General features: G+C 52.1%; 15 protein-coding genes. 1 reads left to right on the forward strand and 14 read right to left on the reverse strand.

Annotated features, from left to right (window positions below):
- Position 1 precedes the first annotated feature (1 nt).
- The 14 genes from DU000_RS11280 to DU000_RS11345 form a co-directional block, all read right to left on the reverse strand.
- Complete coding sequence (locus DU000_RS11280) at positions 2 to 832, reverse strand: SDR family oxidoreductase (RefSeq protein WP_114403516.1); 831 nt, start codon at positions 830 to 832, stop codon at positions 2 to 4.
- 86 nt (positions 833 to 918) lie between these two features.
- Complete coding sequence (locus tag DU000_RS11285) at positions 919 to 1,692, reverse strand: enoyl-CoA hydratase (RefSeq protein ID WP_420812146.1); 774 nt, start codon at positions 1,690 to 1,692, stop codon at positions 919 to 921.
- A 79-nt stretch (positions 1,693 to 1,771) separates the two neighbouring features.
- Positions 1,772 to 2,965, reverse strand: coding sequence for an acetyl-CoA C-acyltransferase (locus DU000_RS11290; RefSeq protein ID WP_114403518.1), 1,194 nt, complete (start codon positions 2,963 to 2,965; stop codon positions 1,772 to 1,774).
- 158 nt (positions 2,966 to 3,123) lie between these two features.
- Positions 3,124 to 5,505, reverse strand: coding sequence for a 3-hydroxyacyl-CoA dehydrogenase/enoyl-CoA hydratase family protein (locus DU000_RS11295; RefSeq protein ID WP_114403519.1), 2,382 nt, complete (start codon positions 5,503 to 5,505; stop codon positions 3,124 to 3,126).
- 174 nt (positions 5,506 to 5,679) lie between these two features.
- A complete protein-coding gene (locus DU000_RS11300; RefSeq protein ID WP_114403520.1) occupies positions 5,680 to 7,470 on the reverse strand; it encodes an acyl-CoA dehydrogenase C-terminal domain-containing protein in 1,791 nt (596 codons plus the stop codon).
- Between the two features lie 358 nt (positions 7,471 to 7,828).
- Positions 7,829 to 8,809, reverse strand: a complete 981-nt coding sequence (locus DU000_RS11305) for a tripartite tricarboxylate transporter substrate-binding protein (protein WP_114403521.1) — start codon at positions 8,807 to 8,809, stop codon at positions 7,829 to 7,831.
- A gap of 193 nt (positions 8,810 to 9,002) precedes the next feature.
- Entirely contained in the window at positions 9,003 to 11,159 is a 2,157-nt protein-coding gene (locus DU000_RS11310) for a putative bifunctional diguanylate cyclase/phosphodiesterase (protein ID WP_114403522.1), read from the reverse strand.
- Positions 11,160 to 11,237: 78 nt separating this feature from the next.
- Positions 11,238 to 12,536, reverse strand: coding sequence for a cardiolipin synthase ClsB (clsB, locus tag DU000_RS11315; RefSeq protein WP_114403523.1), 1,299 nt, complete (start codon positions 12,534 to 12,536; stop codon positions 11,238 to 11,240).
- 64 nt (positions 12,537 to 12,600) lie between these two features.
- Positions 12,601 to 13,446 carry an endonuclease/exonuclease/phosphatase family protein gene (locus tag DU000_RS11320; protein ID WP_114403524.1) on the reverse strand — a complete coding sequence of 282 codons (846 nt, stop codon included), beginning with the start codon at positions 13,444 to 13,446 and terminating at the stop codon, positions 12,601 to 12,603.
- Positions 13,447 to 13,457: 11 nt separating this feature from the next.
- The gene (gene nudB / locus DU000_RS11325) at positions 13,458 to 13,904 is read right to left on the reverse strand and encodes a dihydroneopterin triphosphate diphosphatase (RefSeq protein ID WP_114403525.1); all 447 of its coding nucleotides are present in this window, start codon (positions 13,902 to 13,904) and stop codon (positions 13,458 to 13,460) included.
- Positions 13,904 to 14,722, reverse strand: coding sequence for an SPFH domain-containing protein (locus DU000_RS11330; protein ID WP_114403526.1), 819 nt, complete (start codon positions 14,720 to 14,722; stop codon positions 13,904 to 13,906). The genes nudB and DU000_RS11330 overlap by 1 nt, the downstream gene beginning before the upstream one ends.
- A gap of 263 nt (positions 14,723 to 14,985) precedes the next feature.
- Positions 14,986 to 16,797: an aspartate--tRNA ligase gene (gene aspS / locus DU000_RS11335; RefSeq protein ID WP_114403527.1), complete on the reverse strand. Its 1,812-nt coding sequence runs from the start codon at positions 16,795 to 16,797 to the stop codon at positions 14,986 to 14,988.
- Between the two features lie 19 nt (positions 16,798 to 16,816).
- Positions 16,817 to 17,446, reverse strand: a complete 630-nt coding sequence (locus tag DU000_RS11340; protein WP_192878494.1) for a DUF502 domain-containing protein — start codon at positions 17,444 to 17,446, stop codon at positions 16,817 to 16,819.
- On the reverse strand, positions 17,428 to 17,712 hold the full coding sequence (locus DU000_RS11345; protein WP_114403528.1) for an FmdB family zinc ribbon protein: 285 nt from the start codon (positions 17,710 to 17,712) through the stop codon (positions 17,428 to 17,430). The genes DU000_RS11340 and DU000_RS11345 overlap by 19 nt, the downstream gene beginning before the upstream one ends.
- Positions 17,713 to 17,871: 159 nt before the next feature.
- On the opposite strand from DU000_RS11345, the gene DU000_RS11350 reads away from it, so the two are divergent.
- On the forward strand, positions 17,872 to 18,657 hold the full coding sequence (locus DU000_RS11350) for a helix-turn-helix domain-containing protein (RefSeq protein ID WP_114403529.1): 786 nt from the start codon (positions 17,872 to 17,874) through the stop codon (positions 18,655 to 18,657).
- Positions 18,658 to 18,660: the final 3 nt, after the last annotated feature.

Genomic DNA, 18,660 nt, shown 5'->3' on the forward strand with positions numbered 1-18,660 from the left:
CTCAAAGAAATAAATCTGGCATGAGCGACTGACTGCCCGGCACCAAGGAATAGCCGCTGAAATCGGTGATGCCAGCGGCTTTTAGGACCTCTTCATCCAAATAAAAGTTACCGGTATGCTGCCGCGCATCACTGGTCAAAATCGCATAAGCGGCATCCGCCATGATGGCGGGCGTGCGGCAATGTTCAGGCAAGACGCCGGGGATCATTTGTAAGGCCGCCGTATCAATCACAGTGCGTGGCCATAAGGCATTCACGGCAATGCCATGAGGGCGAAATTCCTCTGCATGCCCCAGCACACACATACTCATGCCGTACTTGGCCATGGTGTAGGCCACATGCGGCGCAAACCATTTGGCTTGCATTGAGAGCGGCGGCGCCAAAGTCAGAATATGCGGATTGCGACCCGTGGCGGCGGATTGCTGCAAAGCCGGTAAGCAGGCTTGTGTACACAAATACGTCCCGCGCACATTCACGCCAAACATTAAGTCAAAGCGCTTCATCGGCGTACTGGGCGTATCCGTCAAATTGATGGCACTGGCATTATTGATGAGGCCATCAATGTGGCCAAATTTCCCCAGCACCTTAGCAACGGCCTCATACACCTGCGCTTCATCGCGAATATCCACTTGCAGGGGTAACGCTTGTCCGCCCACCGCTGCAATTTCCTCAGCGGCACTGTATATCGTGCCGGGTAACTTGGGATTAGGGTCCGCGGTTTTTGCGGCAATCACAATATTTGCACCCGCTTGTGCCAGCCGCTTGGCAATCGCTAAACCAATGCCTCGCGAGCCTCCAGACAGAAAATACGTTTTATCTTGTAACGCCCGCATTATCTTCTCCTCCGCTATCACGCGACCTCAGTTTTTACTGCGAAAGTCACCCACACGCGATGCAATATCTACGGCCACTCGGGCGCTCAAGCACTGTGCGAATTGAAATTAGGTTTGCGCTTTTCCATGAACGCTGTAAAAGCTTCTTTCGCCTCTGGGGCATGCAGTAAGACCTGAAAGCGGGCAATCTCACGCTGCATTGCCGCGGCAACCGCGCCCTCTTGGCCTTCGCGCAGGAGCGCCTTGGTCGCCTTGATGGCTTCGCTGGGCAGCGCTGCCAGTCGTTCAGCCTGCCGTTGCGCCACCTCAAGTAAGCCTTCATGGGCGACCACCCGATTGACCAACCCCATATCCAAGGCCTCATCTGCCGTAAAACTCTCGCCGAAAAAGAGTTTTTCTGCTGCTCGCTGGTGCCCTACTAAACGGGGAAGCAAATAACTGGCCGCCGCCTCTGGGCACAAGCCGAGTTGAGAAAAAGGTAACGCAAACATCGCGGTTTCGCTGGCATACACCAAATCACAATGTAGCAACAGGGTAGTACCTATCCCCACCGCCGGGCCACTCACGGCAGCCATTAATGGCTTACTGAAGGTTGAAATGGCCGCGAGAAATTGCAACACAGGGGCATCTTCCTGCAGTGGCGGGGAATGTAAAAAGTCTTCAATATCATTCCCCGCTGTGAATATATCCGGATGTCCCTGTAACAACACCACCCGCACAGTCGGCATCGCGTCTACCGCCCTTAAAGAGTCTGCCAGGGTTTGATACATAGCGGCTGTCAGGGCATTTTTGCGCGCAGGGCGATTGAGTTGGATGGTGCAGACACCATTTGCCGTGTTTATCAGAATCTCATCCATCATGTTTCCTTATTGAACATGAGCAGAAACAACTGCCTTCATCTCATGCAAAATCAACGTGGTATTGATTGACGGCAATTGCCTATAACGCTTCCAAAATACCTGCGGCGCCCATGCCCGTGCCCACGCACATGGTGACCATGCCGTATTTTTGCTGGGTACGGCGTAAGCCATGAATCACGGTTGCGGCACGAATTGCGCCGGTTGCGCCCAAGGGATGGCCCAAAGCAATTGCCCCCCCGAGTGGGTTTACCACCGCCGGATTTAAGCCGAGGTCTTTAATTACGGCCAGGGCTTGCGCTGCAAACGCTTCGTTCAATTCCATCCAGCCAATATCCTCTAATTTCAAACCTGCTTTTTCCAAGGCAGCGGGAATGGCTACTTTGGGGCCAATGCCCATAATTTCCGGCGGTACCCCTTTCACGGCAAAGGAGACGAATCGCGCCAGAGGCTGCAAATTAAAGCGCTTCACGGCGGCTTCCGAAGCCAGAATCAAACAGGCCGCGCCATCCGACATTTGCGAACTATTACCCGCGGTCACACTCCCTTTTGCCGCAAACACGGGCTTGAGCTTGCCTAAGCCTTCTAAGCTAGTATCCGCACGCGGGCCTTCATCCTGACTGGCGGAGCGGGTTCTAATGGCGATACTGCCCGCGCTCAAGTCAGGAAAGCTCTCTGCAATCGCAAACGGTGAGATCTCCGCATTGAAGTGCCCGGCTGCTAGGGCAGCCAGCGCTTTTTGATGAGACGCTAGGGCAAATTCATCTTGTGCATCACGGGTAATTTGCCACTGTGCCGCGACCTTTTCGGCGGTCAGCCCCATGCCGTAAGCCATACCGACGTTTTCATCACTGACCGCCAAAGGATTTAGGCCGGGCTTGTTACCCATCATCGGCACCATGCTCATGGACTCAGCGCCCGCCGCGATCATCACGTCCGCCTCACCAACGCGAATGCGATCTGCCGCCATTTGAATAGCGGTGATGCCTGAGGCGCAGTAGCGGTTAATCGTGACGCCCCCCACCGTATTCGGCAAGCCCGCCAGTAGCGCCGCCATGCGGGCCATGTTCAACCCTTGTTCGGCTTCTGGGAAGGCGCAACCGACAATCGCGTCTTCAATCGCATTCGGGTCCAGACTGGGCACCTGTGCCACCGCCGATTTAATCGCGTGCACCAGTAAATCATCCGGGCGAACGTTCTTAAACATCCCGCGCGGGGCCTTGCCCACCGGAGTACGCGTTGCCGCGACGATATACGCTTCTTGAATTTGTTTCATATTGAATCCTCTCAGGATTGCACATCAAATAATTTTCAAATCAGCTCATCACCAAAGCCAATGATTGCGCGTGACTGACTAGGCGTGCCGACGAAGATAGTACATACGAGTACAGCTAGGAGGCACAACAACGTCAGGCACGCGCAGGCGCGGCTTTCTCAGTTGCGAACAGGTTTGCCGGTTTGTAGCATCCCCATAATCCGCTCCTGCGTTTTCGGATGCATCGCCAACTCAACAAAGGCTTTACGTTCCATATCTAACAGCCATTGTTCACTCACCAAGCTACCTGGCTCGACCGCACCACCCGACATGACTTCGGCGATTTTGCTGGCAATCAAAAAGTCGTGGGCAGAAATAAACCCGCCATCACGCATATTGATGAGTTGACCCCGAATATTGGCGATGCCCGCCTTACCCACCACGGGGATCAAAGCGGGTAAAGGCGGACGATAGCCCCCAGCACCCAAGGCTTGCGCAGTTTTCAGGGCAACGCCCAGCACCTCATAGGTGTTGAAGACAATCGTATCGGTGTCGCGCAGGAAACCCATCGCCCGCGCTTCGAGCGCCGACTTGGAAACATTCGCCATCGCAGGATGCATAAACGCGTTTTTGAGGAAGGCGAAAATATCCCCCCCCTGAGCGTGCTGGGCAGAACGCAAAGCCAGTTCTTTTAAACCACCACCGGCGGGCAATAAACCCACGCCCATCTCGACCAATCCAATATAAGTTTCGAGGTGCGCAACGCGATGGGCGCAATGCAGCAGCGTTTCACAGCCACCGCCCAAGGCCAGGCCTTGCGCTGCCGCCACTACGGGCACTTGGGCATATTTGATGCGCATCATCGCTTGCTGAAAAGCCGCGACCGCGCCATCAATCCCTTTCGCACCCTGCGTCATAAACACGGGCATCATGGCTTCTAAATTTGCGCCAGCGGAGAAGGGTTCATCGGGGTGCCAAAGTACTAAAGCGGTATAACTCTTTTCAGCGATTTCAATCGCCTGGTGAATCCCCGCGAGTTGCTCTGGCCCGATGGTGTGCATTTTGGATTTGAAAGAAAGAATCAGCACATCCTCGGTGGGCGCGATATGCCAAATCCGAATCCCTTCGTTTTCAAATACGGTCGTACCCGCCGTTTTGGGATTAGCTTGCGCCTCGCCGAACAGCGGCGCCCGGAACAATTGGCGCTGATACACGGGCAAATCTAAACGGGGTACTTGAACTTGTCGTGCGGGGTCAAAAGATCCTTGTGCATCATGCACGCCTTCTTTACTAAACACCCAAGCAGGAAGCGGTGCCGCACACAAGGCTTTACCGGCATCAATATCGGCTTTTACCCACTCGGCCACTTGCTGCCAACCTGCGTCTTGCCAGCTCTCGAACGGCCCCTGGTTCCAGCCAAAGCCCCAGCGAATCGCAAAGTCCACATCGCGTGCCGTGTCGGCAATGCTCTCTAAATGGACGGCGATGTAATGGAACACATCGCGGAAAATCGCCCACAGAAATTGCGCCTGTGGATTATCGGATTCACGTAACAATTTCAGTCGCTCGGCGGCGGGGCGTTTGAGAATCCGCGCAATAATTTCATCCGCTTTGCCATTGCTGTCCACGTAGCTGGCGGTAGCTGGATTCAACACCTTAATCGTTTTACCTTCTTTGGTAAAAAACCCAGCCTTGGTTTTCTGCCCCAACGCACCTTTTTCTACCAAGGCTTTCAGCACCGGTGGCGTGGCATAGCAAGCGGCAAATGGATCGGCCTCGGGTGGCAAAGTATCTTGCATGGTTTTAATCACATGTGCCATCGTATCCAGGCCCACCACATCTGCGGTGCGGAAGGTTGCGGATTTCGCACGGCCAAGCTTGCTGCCCGTGAGGTCATCCACTACATCGTAGGCGAGACCATATTTCTCGGCCTCAATCATCGTCGCCAACATCGAGAAAATCCCGACACGGTTCGCAATGAAGTTAGGCGTATCTTTGGCGCGCACGACGCCTTTACCTAAGACCGAGGTTAGGAATGTTTCGAGGCCATCGAGGTATTTCGGTTCGGTGGTCGCGGTAGGAATCAATTCCACCAAGTGCATGTAGCGCGGCGGGTTGAAGAAATGCACGCCACAGAAACGTGGGCGTAATTCCGCGGGCAGTGCCTCGGATAATTTAGTGATCGAAAGGCCGGAGGTGTTCGAGGCAAAAATCGCTTGCGGCCCAATATGGCTGCCGACCTTGTTGTACAGATCGAGCTTCCAATCCATGCGTTCGGCAATCGCCTCAATCACCAAATCACATTCCGTTAAAAGTGCCAGATGCTCTTCGTAATTCGCGGGCTGAATAAAAGCGGCCAGATCGGGTGTACCTAATGGCGCTGGGCTTTGCTTTTTCAGGTTCTCAATCGCCTTTAAGGCAATGCCATTTTTAGGGCCTTCTTTGGCTGGCAGATCAAACAGCACCACGGGCACTTTGGCATTCACCAGATGCGCCGCAATTTGCGCGCCCATCACCCCGGCACCGAGAACGGCGGCTTTGCGGATAAGTATTTTACTCAACGGATTCTCCCTAAGTGCATTTCTATCAATTCATTTTTCAAGCGATTTGCGTTGTCACATGCTCACTCAAGCTTCGCTGTACCTCTATGTACTATCTCAGCTCTCACTGTGCGGCTCCTAGCAACTCATCTTGAAATTCTGAATTCCTAGAAACGCACTGTTTCTCTATTAAATCTAAAAAAGGTCTTCTGGCATGGCCATCAGATTCGCACTGCCACTGCGGGCGCGGCGAATCAGGGCTGCGGTTTCGGGCAACAAGCGTTGGAAGTAGAAGCGCGCCGTGTGCAGTTTAGATTCATAAAAACGGTCACCACTCCCTTGTTTTTGCAAGGCAAGTTTCGCCATCCGCGCCCAGAAGTAGGCGTATACGAGGTGTCCCACGACGCGCAGATAATCCACCGCCGCCGCGCCAGCTTCGTCGGGATTTTGCATGGCCTTGAAGCCGACTTCCATCGTGAGCTTTTGTACCTTGTCGCCAATATCGGCGAGCGGAGTAATGAATTCGTCCATTTTCGGATCAATCCCCTCACGCTCAATAAATTCCGCCACCAATTTACCAAACTGTTTGAGCTTGGCGCCTTGATCGGCCAGTACTTTTCGGCCCAACAAATCAAGCGATTGAATGGTATTGGTGCCTTCGTAAATTTGGTTGATGCGGGTATCGCGCACGTATTGTTCCATGCCCCATTCGGCGATAAAGCCATGGCCGCCATAAATCTGCATACCGAGGTTGGCACATTCAAAACTGTTATCGGTCATGAAGGCTTTGACAATCGGCGTGAGCAAGGCCACCGTATCTTGCGAGGCTTTTCGGGTCGCCTCATCTGGGTGGTTTTGCGCTTTGTCTAACTCAATCGCAATCCAGTAACCAAAGGCTCGTGCGCCTTCCGCATAGGCTTTTTGTGTGAGCAACATGCGCCGCACATCGGGGTGCACAATAATCGGGTCAGCGGCTTTATCGGGCGCTTTGGGGCCAGTCAGTGAGCGCGATTGCAAACGTTCTTTGGCATACGTGAGGGAATTTTGATACGCGATTTCCGTAATGCCCAAGCCCATCATGCCTACGCCCAGGCGCGCGCCATTCATCATCACAAACATGGCGTTCAAGCCCCGATTGGCTTCGCCCACCAAGTACCCTTCAGCGCCATCCAAAACCATTTGACAGGTGGCGTTACCGTGAATCCCCATTTTGTGTTCGATACCACCGCAATGAATGGTGTTGCGCTCGCCGATGCTGCCATCGGCATTCACTTTGAATTTAGGCACCAAGAATAAGGAAATCCCTTTCGTTCCCGCCGGGGCATCAGGCAGGCGGGCCAGCACGAGGTGGATGATGTTGTCACTCATGTCATGCTCACCGGCTGAAATAAAAATTTTATTGCCGGTAATGCTGTAGCTACCGTCCGCTTGCGGCTCCGCTTTGGTACGCAAAATGCCAAGATCTGTGCCGCAATGGGGTTCAGTGAGGCACATGGTGCCCGTCCACACCCCTTCTATCATCTTCGGTAAAAACTTGGCTTTCAGCTCAGCAGACGCATGTGCATGCAAACATTCCCATGCGCCCATCGTCAGACCGGGGTACATGGACCACGCTTGATTGGCCGAATACAGCATTTCATAAAAAGCATTGTTCACCACAATCGGTAACCCCTGCCCACCATATTCTGGATCGGCAGCGAGCGCGCCCCACCCGCCTTCGCAGTATTGCTGATAAGCGGCTTTAAAGCCGGTAGGCGTGGTGACGGCTTTACTCGGCGCATCAAAGGTGCAACCTTCTTTATCGCCAATTTGATTCAAGGGGAAGACCACCCCAGCCGTGAATTTACCGCCCTCTTCCAACACGGCATTAATCGTGTCTGCATCCACCTCCGCAAAGGGGGGCAGTTGTTTGAGTTCGGCTTCGACATTCAGTAATTCATGCAATACAAATTGCATGTCACGCAAGGGGGGGGTATAGGTAGGCATCGTTGTCTCCCGATGTAATCGATTAATCAAGCCTCAAAGATTGCTTTTCAACCTTCAGAGCTTGAACACTTTTTTCAGCATAAGGGATGTTGCCGCATCGCGCCAATCATCCACTTTCGCCTGTCAACATAAAACCACGTCAACAATTTGCGTCAGCTTATCTTTATTAACGGCAGGCGAGAGAAAGCAGAGATAGTTTTTGATGTTGCGGCGCAGCTAACTCTTTGCCCTTCCCAATATTGCTGAACCACCCTAAAAAGTCAAAAATCAAATTAGACAGACTGCTCGAGGAGCGAACAGTTACTAGCGCCATAAAAAAAACCCCGCCGCAGCGGGGTTTTTTTTATGGCAAGGAACATTAATCGGCGTATTGGCCCGCCTTTTTAATCAACGGGGCCCATTTATTAATCTCTGCCGCCAAATGTTTACGTAGCCCGTCTGCGGTCACTTCATCACCAGCGCTAACGTTTGCCCCTAACTCCTGCATCCGACGCACAAAGTCGGGATCTTTTACCGCTTCTCGCAGGCTGTTACCCAATACATCCAAGACTGCTTTGGGGGTATTTTTAGGTGCGTAAAGACCATGCCAAACCGAAATATCAAAGTTGCGGTAGCCTGCATCAGCGGCACTTGGCACATTCGGAATCGAAGAAATGCGCTTGTTGCCGGCGACAGCAATTGCCTTTACTTTGGCCGCCTGGATATGAGACGTGGTGTTGGTACTTTGGTCACACATTAAATCAATCCGATCGCCCATGACATCAGCAATCGCTGGGCCCGTTCCTTTGTAAGGAACGGTATTCATATCCACTTCGATGGTGCTTTGCAACAACAGTCCACAGAGATGCGATGCGGAACCGATTCCAGCGTTCCCGAGAGTCACCGACTCTTTGGGTTGAGCCTTAGCCCAGCTGACCAATTCCTTGAAATCTTTAACCGGCAATCCTGGCCGGGTGATAAAGACCATCGGGACGTCAACAATACGACCAACATATTCAAAATCCTCAAGCGGCTTAAACGGTAGGGTGCGATACAGAGAAGGCGCGGTTGACATGCCAATATGGGTCAACGCCAAGCTATATCCGTCAGCGGGGGCGCGGGCAATTTTAGCCACGCCCAGGGTCCCGCCAGCACCGCCTACGTTTTCAATGATGATGGTTTGCTTCAGCGATTTCTGCATGGCCTGCGCTAGTTGGCGAGCAACCGTATCGGTCGGTCCGCCAGCCGCAAAGGGGACGGTGATGACGATGGGTTTTTCTGGGTATGCCGCTGATGCGCTCAATGCCCCTAAAGACAACAGGGTTGCAATACCGAATTTTGTAATTCTACGCTGTGACATTATCTATCTCTCCTCTTTGATGAATTCGCGTCATTCATGTCAGCACATGACTGTGCATACGTGAGTAGACAACACTATATTGTCACTAGATATGAAAAATCACTATGTCGGTTATCCACAGTGAGAGGGGCAATATACGAACACGACTGGCATCAACTGATCAAAAATTAATAATTTTCATGCGCGAGTGACCTCATACCGCTACCACGGTTGGGCGGATTTTGGTCGCGGTTAACCCAGATAACAAGAACCGCTGCACGAACTCGCTTTCTGGGATGGGCTTGCTGTAGTAATACCCTTGAGTTTCATTACACCCTAATGCCAACAGCATGTCTTGTTGCTCTGCCGTTTCCACCCCTTCTGCAACGGTAGTCAGGCCAAAGTTATGCGCTAAATCAATCATCGCTTTAACGATATGCCGATCGCCTGCATCATGCGTAATGTCGCGTACAAAACTACGGTCGATTTTTAAATGCTGACAGACAAACCGCTTGAGGTACGCCAAACTGGAATAACCGGTACCGAAATCATCAATCGCGACTTGAACGCCCATTTCTTTGAGCGCTTCAAAGCGCGCCAGTGACGTTTCCGCATCATGCATCACGGTCGATTCAGTAAGTTCTATTTGTAAAAATTGGGGTGGAATCCCACTCTGTACCAGCGCGTTTAAGACGGTATCAATGAAGTCTGGTTGCTCAAACTGCAGTGCCGAAACATTCACGCCAACACGGACAGCGCCGCCATATTCATCAAGCCAGCGCTTTACTGTCATACAAGCACTTAAAAGTAACTCATTTCCCAACGGAATGATCAAGCCACTGCGCTCGGCAACCCCGATAAATTTATCGGGAAAGCGCAAACTACCATCCGGCAAACGCCAGCGCACCAGGGCTTCACAACCGCTCAAGCGGTGCGCCTCCAAATCAAATTGTGGCTGGAAAAAAAGTTCGAACTGACCACTGCCAAGCGCTGAACGTAATTCACCCTGAATCACAAAATCACGCTTTACCGCTTCAGCCATCTCTGCGGAGAAGAAACGGTATTGATTACGCCCCGATTTCTTGGCTTCTGACATCGCCAAATTGGCGTGCGAGAGCAGATCAGTCGCGGCACGACCATCGCCCGGGAACATTGATAACCCTAAACTTGCTGACAATGGCACGGAGCCTGCCGGTAGCTCGTAATGCTGGGCGAGAATATCGACCAATCGCGCACCAGCCGTCACGGCGCCCGCTGGGGAATTGCAGCTCGGGGCAACCACCACAAACTCGTCGCCCCCCATACGCGCCACAAAATCGCCCTCATCCATGGCGTGGCGAATCCGCTCCGCACACAGCATCAACACATGATCGCCAGTTTCAAAGCCCAGTGATTCATTAATCGAACGAAAATTATCGATGCCAATATAAATCACGGTGAAAAGTTCGCGTTGTCGGGTTGTTTGAGCCACTAAGGCGTCAATATGCTTTTCTGCGGCCAAGCGATTGGGAAGCGTTGTCAGCAAATCACGCTCATGCGCATGCGTCAAAATCTGGGCCTGTTCGGTCAGCTCACTCGCCAAGCGACGGGCATGAGACTCCGCTTTATCCAAAACCAGCCCCGCAACCAGCATAGTTAACAGGAGACCACATACCCCCAATGAGATTGCAATCGAACCCACAGCCAAATTGGCATAGGTTGGCGCGATACTGGTCGCAAGGGGGTCCAGAAGCACGGCATGCCAGGCAATGTAGGCCGCCGACATTAACAAAATCGCCTGCCCCAATGCCGCGAGTAATTTGCGCAACAACCGAAAGTACCGAACACTCGGGCGATTTGGCTGGATCGCTCTAAAACTTTGCGGAAAATTGATACGCGCTGCGAGTGCATAACTAAACCAACTCAAGCAGATTGCCAGCAACACCCCCGCAAATGTCCAATCGATGACGTTGTAAACGGGCTTTGGAAACCATTTCATGGATGCCGTAACAAGATACATCGCGGTTAACAAACTCGCGGCGCTGACTACACTGGCAAGCAGCACCTGAGACAGCTTGCGTTGCGTTTCCAGCAATAACACCTGGATGACATAAGTTGAGAAAATGGCCAAGCCGATTGATAAGGGAATATAGGGCCACAGTTGGAAACCAATCGGCCGTGTCAACTCTTCCACAATCAATAGCAGCGCGACGATTCCCCAAAGGGCGAGGCCCATGGGCACTGCCAATAAATTAAACAACGGTTGCCGCTCATGCAGACCAAATTTGCGAGAAATACGGCGCAACCCCTCGCTGTAAACGTAGAAAAACGCTATTGCGAGTACCAATAGGGTCGAAAATAAAGTCCAGCTTATGGTGTTGGTGGTATTCATGGCAGCATTCAAAGTGGGCCAACCGGGCTCTCTGCTATTTTTACGAGCAAAAATGCCTAAGCTTGAGTAGGAATTTTTCTATTTTTGATATTGGCTGGCCAAACCGCTGAGCACCAAGCCCAAGCGCAACATGCCATAGCCCAGCCAGCACAACCCACGCCGCCACCAAGGTAGGCGCTCAAGATCAACCAGCCGGACTGGGCGTGCGGCCGCCAATCCTTCCTGTAAACAAGCGCGTAAGTGTTGTGAAAAGGCCGGATCCTGAACCACTAAATTGGCTTCCCGAGCCAACAGCAGGCTATAAGGGTCAATATTTGATGAGCCGACAGTTGCCCAGGTATTACGCGATTCGCTATCGATCACCGCGACTTTGGCGTGCAAAAAAGAGGGGAGGTACTCATAAATCTCGATACCGTGATGGAGTAATTCACGATACAGCACCTGTGATCCATAAAATTGAATGGGGTGCTCGGATTGCCCCTGCAGTAAGAGAATCACGCGGACGCCCCGACTCGCCGCCTCACACAGGGCTTGGCGAAAACGCCAGCCAGGAAAAAAATAGGCATTCGCCAGAATGATTTCTTGCTGCGCTTGGCCAATCGCTTGCAAGTACGCACTTTCGATCGCATGCCGATGCCGTAAATTATCGCGAATGACGAGTGCAGCACGCTGTGGTAGCCCTGTGTGCCGTTTTTGTGCGCTCGCAATAACACGGCTGGTGGCCCGCTGCTGGGCCCAAAAACGCTGCCAGTCTTCGCGCCGAGCGCGGGCATATTGGCGCCAAGGCACGTGATACCAAGCCTCAGGACGCATTTGGTACAACCAGTCCAACTGCCACCACTGACGCATCACCAAGGCCAAAATTGGTTGCACGACAGGCCCTTGAACCTGTACCGCAAAGTCATAGCGCGGTTGGGCCAGCCGGGTACCATCGCCTTGCATATGATCATCTTGAATATTAATCCCGCCCAAAAATGCAAGCTGTTGGTCAATCACCGTGATTTTGCGGTGCATGCGGCGCAGCCGTTGTCGGTTCGCATTCAAGCCCCAGCGCCAGCGCCATAACCAGTGAGGGCCTTCTGGGCGAAAAATCCGTAGGGCGACCCCTGCCTGCTGCCACGCCAAACGCCAAGCAACAGGAATGCTGAGCGTGCCAAAACCATCCACCACCAGGTACACTTTGACGCCTCGCTGGGCCGCCGCAGTCAGGGCTTGAGCGACCGCTTCTCCCACGGCATCCGCTGCAAAAATGTAAGTTTCCAAATAGATTGACACTTGTGCCTGCGCAATCGCCTCTAGCAAGGTCGTAAAGTACGCAGCCCCGGATGGTAATAAATGGAGTTGATTGCCGTTGTGCCAATCCGGCTGGAATGTCATCAGCCAGCGATGAGAGAGGTCGCCCACGCCCCGCTGCTTGTCCGAGTGCTTAACTGACCCCACCTTACTCACCCGGCCAAGCCAATTCCGCCAATAACAAGGCGTGGTCTGATAAACGCGCCCACTGATGACCCGCCATAACCTGTACGCGTTGGACACGAAATCCGCGTTGATAAATCCGGTCTAGGCGCAGCCAGGGTAAGGCGCTCGGGAAGGTACGGGCAACTCGCTCTAACGGGGGCAAATGTAAATGGCGGCGCATAGCTTGATTCAAATCATCCCAGGGCCGATTCATGGCGTCATCATACACATCGGTAACCCCAATCGCGGTGCGCAGCGTTGCCGATAGAAGATTACGCCAATCATTGAAATCCCCGGCAATCAGTAGCGGTGCGTTCGAGGGCACGCTGCGCTCGACTTCGGCAATCAACGCGGCAACCTGACGCTGCCGGCTCGCTGCCAAGAGCCCTAAATGAACCACAAAGCAATGGACTGAGCGCTTATCCACCTCCAGTATCGTATGCAACATGCCGCGCTGCTCAAGCGCGTGGTCGGAGAGGCGATGATTGCGCCACATCGCACTGGGCCAGCGCGACAAGCAGGCATTACCATGATCACCATGTAAATAATCGGCATTCTTGCCATACACCGCATGCATTTGCAGCGCTTGGGCCAACACATCATGCTGTCCGATGCCACGCTCTGGCCACTCAGGATAACGTAAGGCATGCCGATCGTGTCGGCCTTGCACTTCTTGTAGAAACAACAGATCAAGCTTTAGGGGTTGTAATTGCGCTGCGAGTTGATGGATACGGACCTGTTTACGAAAGCCATTTTGGCCCACCAACCAATCGAATAGAGAACGGTGTAAGCCCTTATGAATGTTATAAGTCGCTATGCGTAACGACATATGCCCACCGCTTAGGGATTGACTCGCTGAGGCAAGCGCTGGATCGCCTGCGCATTGCTCCAGGAAAAACAACGCTCAGCCGCATCTTGCCACGGCAACCACTGATACTGTAAATGCTCGCGCGGAGCCAGTTGAATTGCGGCATCGCGTGCAACGCACACACTGAAAACATGCTCAGTATTGTGGGTCACCCCCGGCGCATAACGATGTCGCCAGTGCGCAAAGATTTCATACTCATTGGTCTGTTGCCAATCTAGCAAGCGCATAGGATCGCAGACTAAGCCTGTTTCTTCCTGCACTTCTCGACAAGCCGCCAACACCAAACTTTCTTCTTCATGATCCAGGCTACCCGTCACCGATTGCCAATAACCGGGGTGATCCGCCCGCTCAAGCAATAGCACCTGTAAGTCAGGGGAATGAATAACCACTAAGACTGAGTGCGGGATTTTGTAAGGCATTACTTTGTAGCCTGCCGAGTGTCAACAATACCCTTGAAATCATAGGGAATGATGATGGTATTTACTCTACCCTGTTGAACAGCTTCCGCGATTTTCATTTGTGCCTGGGCGTTCATATATTCTATGGCTTTGCTGTTGGCATTCAACGCAGCAATCCTGAGGGCCTCTTGCTGGGCAGTCTTGACCTCAATTTCTTTTGCCCGCAGCGCGTTCTGTGCCGTGACAACTTCATTCGCACTTCGAATGATTTCTTGTGCAGGCAGCACATTACGGACCTGTACCAACGACACACTCAACGCTGTTTGTAATTTTTCTGCAATCAAAGTCTCGCTGACAATTCGTTTGATCTCTTGTTCTAATTTCGCTCGATTATCGGCCACTTCCAAAGCACGATATTCACGCACGGCTTTATAGGCCGCATTATTCACAATAGTTTCGACATAGTTGTACATCAAATACCAGTCTTGGCTTTTATCCTCAAAGGCATGAAAGCTGCGACTTTTTGTCGCCCATAGATCAGACACACTGGATGGATTAATGGAGTAAACCAGCGTCAAATCAAAGTCCGCTAAGGTACTGTTATCCAGCGTGAGCGGTGTTTTGTTATCTAGCTTAACGGCGATTTCCCGAACTGGAAAAGTGAGCACTGAGCCAATCAAGGTTTGATTAAATGACCCTGGTAGCAATTCAGTCCCTGCAATTTGTTTATCTAAGCCGATCCGCAGCCCGACTTCACCAGTTTCAATTCGAGTACAGCCAGCCACAACCCAAGAAAAAACGAGTGCCAGCCACAGTTTATGTTTAGAAAGGGAAGACATGGAATATCCTTAGTTAGAACAACCAAACGATAAGACTCAACACGCTAGCAGAAATGACAGCAGCACCGAGCGAGCGCCACAAAAAACGTTTCAGGTGAAGTCGGGATGGCGAACGTAAACGTTGCCAGCACCACATTGAGGCCATGCAAATCAGCCAGACCAAGAAAAAAATGAATACGGCGCGGAATAGTTGCATGGCGATTAAAAAATAGGGCGCAAATTATGCGCCCTATTCTACTGCCTGTTCGAGGCTCGCTGCACTTTTATGCCTCAGGCTTGGTGGCGCTGATCGGATTACGTAAGCGAATGTGCAGTTCACGTAGCTGCTTTTCATCCACTGGGCTCGGGGCTTGTGTCAGCAAGCACTGAGCGCGCTGGGTTTTGGGGAAGGCAATCACATCACGGATGGACTCAGCACCGGTCATCATGGTGACAATCCGATCTAGCCCAAAAGCCAAGCCGCCATGCGGTGGCGCGCCATATTGCAGCGCATCGAGTAAGAAGCCAAACTTTTCTTTGGCTTCTTCAGCGCCGATTTTCAGTGCGCGGAAAACTTTGCTCTGGACCTCTTCACGGTGGATCCGGACTGAGCCACCCCCAATTTCCCAGCCATTCAGAACCATGTCATAGGCTTTGGCAATACAAGCGCCTGGATTGGCTTCCAGCCAATCTTCATGGCCATCTTTAGGAGAAGTAAAAGGATGATGCATCGCATTCCAACGGTTTGCCTCTTCATCAAACTCAAACATGGGGAAATCGATAACCCAGAGAGGCTTCCAAACCGCCTCAAAGAGACCCGCCTGCTTGGCGAAGTCGGAGTGGCCGATTTTGACACGCAGCGCCCCAATCGCATCGTTGACGACTTTGGCTTTATCCGCACCAAAAAAGAGAATATCGCCATCTTGTGCTGCTGTACGCTCAAGGATGGCACTTAGGGCACGGTCATGGATGTTTTTGACAATCGGCGATTGCAAGCCGTCGCGCCCTTTGCTGAGATCATTCACCTTGATCCAGGCCAGCCCTTTCGCCCCGTAGATGCCGACAAATTGGGTATAAGCATCAATTTCGCTGCGGCTGATTTCTGCTCCTTTAGGAACACGCATCGCCACGACACGGCCACCTTCCATATTAGCTGGCCCGGAAAATACTTTGAAATCGACATCACGCATGACGTCGGTTAACTCAGTGAACTCCAGTTTGACGCGCAAGTCTGGCTTATCTGAACCATACAAACGCATGGCATCAGCAAACTGCATCACTGGGAAAGGATTGGGCAATGCAATCTCTAGCACAGTCTGGAAAACATGCCGGATCATGTTTTCAAATAACTGTCGGATATCCCCTTCGGTCATGAACGAGGTTTCAATATCGATTTGCGTGAATTCAGGCTGACGATCTGCACGTAGATCTTCATCTCTAAAACATTTAGTAATTTGGTAATAGCGGTCAAACCCCGCCACCATCAATAGCTGCTTAAAGAGCTGGGGCGACTGGGGTAAGGCAAAGAACATGCCGTCGTGGACCCGTGATGGCACCAAGTAATCCCGCGCCCCTTCAGGCGTACTCTTGGTCAGCATGGGCGTTTCAATATCAATGAACCCATGCTCATCAAGAAACTTGCGCACCGCCATCGCAACCTGATAACGTAGCTTCAGGTTATGTTGCATCTGCGGCCGCCGCAGATCAAGCACGCGATGCGTCAAGCGCGTCGTCTCAGACAAGTTGTCATCATCCAGTTGGAACGGTGGCGTTACTGAGGCATTCAGTATTTCTAGCTGATGGCACAAGATTTCAATGCCGCCACTGACCAGATTGCTATTTTCTGTGCCAGCGGGACGCGCGCGAACCAACCCGGTAATGCGTAAGCAAAATTCATTACGAATCCGCTCGGCTTGGGCAAACACGTCAGCCCGGTCAGGATCGCATACGACTTGGACCAAGCCTTCACGGTCTCGCAAATCAATAAAAATAACGCCGCCATGATCGCGCCGACGCTGTACCCAACCGCAGAGGCTGACAACTTGACCACTCAACTGGCTATCAACCAGACCACAATAATGTGTACGCATAGACATAAAAACTCTCAATTAGAAATTATTGGCGGACCTGGGGGACAACCACCCCCATCGAAACGATGTATTTCAGCGCCTCGTCAACGCTCATACTCAGCTCGACGATTTGACTTTTTGGCACCATTAGAAAAAAACCAGACGTCGGGTTTGGCGTCGTCGGCACGTAAACGCTAATGTGCTCTTCACTGAAATGTTGCGCGCAATCTTGGGCTGGATTACCCGTCACAAAGGCAATCGTCCAGACCTGATCATGCGGATAACGAATCAGCACTGCCTTGCGAAAAGCTTGCCCACCCGAAGAAAATAAGGTGTCTGATACCTGCTTGACACTCGAGTATATTGAGTTCACCACCGGAATGCGCTTTAGCAAGCCATCCCACCAACGAACTAGGCGCTGACCGATAAAATTGGTCGCCAAAATCCCAGTGAGCAACAGCACCAACAACGTTAATATGACCCCCATGCCCGGAATGTCGCGGCCAAAAAATGTCCGTGGGTGCCACTCTAAAGGTAATAGCGTGAGCGTTTGATCCATCGTGCCGACGACCAAATTAAGCACCCACAAAGTAATCGCCAAGGGCACCCAAATGAGTAAGCCAGTAATAAAATATCGTTTTAGCATAATGGTCTGTATCAGGCGCAGGCCCCACATGCGCCCGTACCGCATTGATGCCCGCCAGCAGGCGGGCTTGCCGAAGCCTCAGCGGGTTTAGTGGAAGCAGTTGCCGATTGCGGGCTGCTCTTAAAGTCGGTCGCATACCAGCCACTGCCTTTCAGTTGAAAGCCTGCGGCGGTGATTTGCTTGTGGAAACTGGCTGTGCCGCAAGCAGGACAATCGGTCAGTGGCGCATCTGAGACTTTTTGCAACACATCTTGCGTATGGCCGCAATTTTCGCAGCGATAAGCGTAGATTGGCATGAGCAGGCTCCGTTATACTCGGTCATTAAGGTGTTGAATTATAAAGGAAAAGACAGTCAATCGCGGTGTGACTGTTACCCTAACAAGAAGATTGCGTGGCGCTCGCACATTCTTTGAGGCCAATGTCTGTATCGCAGCTTTCATTACATAGAGGTCGGCATGTCACAGCTCTTGCCTGTTATTGAAAATCTTAAAAAAGAATTACGTGCGCGGGGCATTACCTATGGCGAGCTCGCAAAACAGCTCGACATGTCGGAGGCGAGCGTTAAGCGGATGTTCGCAAAACGGGACTTTACCCTCAAACGCTTAGAAGAAATTCTCGAAGTCGCTGAACTTGATTTGCCCGCACTCATGAAAATCAGCGACCCCGAAAGCCAACTGAAATCGAGCTTAACGGCTGAACAGGAAAGCGAGATTGTCGCTGACCCAAAACTTTTCCTGGTCGCCGTGTGTGTGTTAAACCTCTGGCCGATAGAAGAAATCGTGGCGCGCTATCAGCTCACCTCGGCGGAGGTGGTGGCGCTGCTGTTGCGGCTAGACCGGATGGGGTTTTTACAATTACAGCCGAATAATCGCGTTCGCCTGTTGATTTCCCGGACTTTTAACTGGTTACCCGATGGACCGATCCAGCGTGCGTTTAAGGATAGCGCTGCGCTGGATTATCTAGACAGTCGTTTTGATCGGCGCTACGAACACATGGCTTTTATTAATGGCATGCTCAGCAAGAAATCAGCGCTGAAATTCATTGAAAAAATCCAGCAGTTGGCGAAAGAGTTTTCGGTCTGGCATCAAGAAGAAAGCACCCTGCCGCTACAAGAAAAGGTTCCCATGAGTATGCTGCTGGCCATTCGCCCCTGGCTACCGCGACCATTTCAACCTTTACTGCGCCAAGAAAGTCCGGGGGCAGCGCAGAAACCCAGCAAACGGGTTCACAAAATACGCTGATGT

Origin of the sequence: Parvibium lacunae (genome assembly GCF_003335215.1) — a bacterium.
GTDB classification, from domain to species: domain Bacteria; phylum Pseudomonadota; class Gammaproteobacteria; order Burkholderiales; family Burkholderiaceae_D; genus Parvibium; species Parvibium lacunae.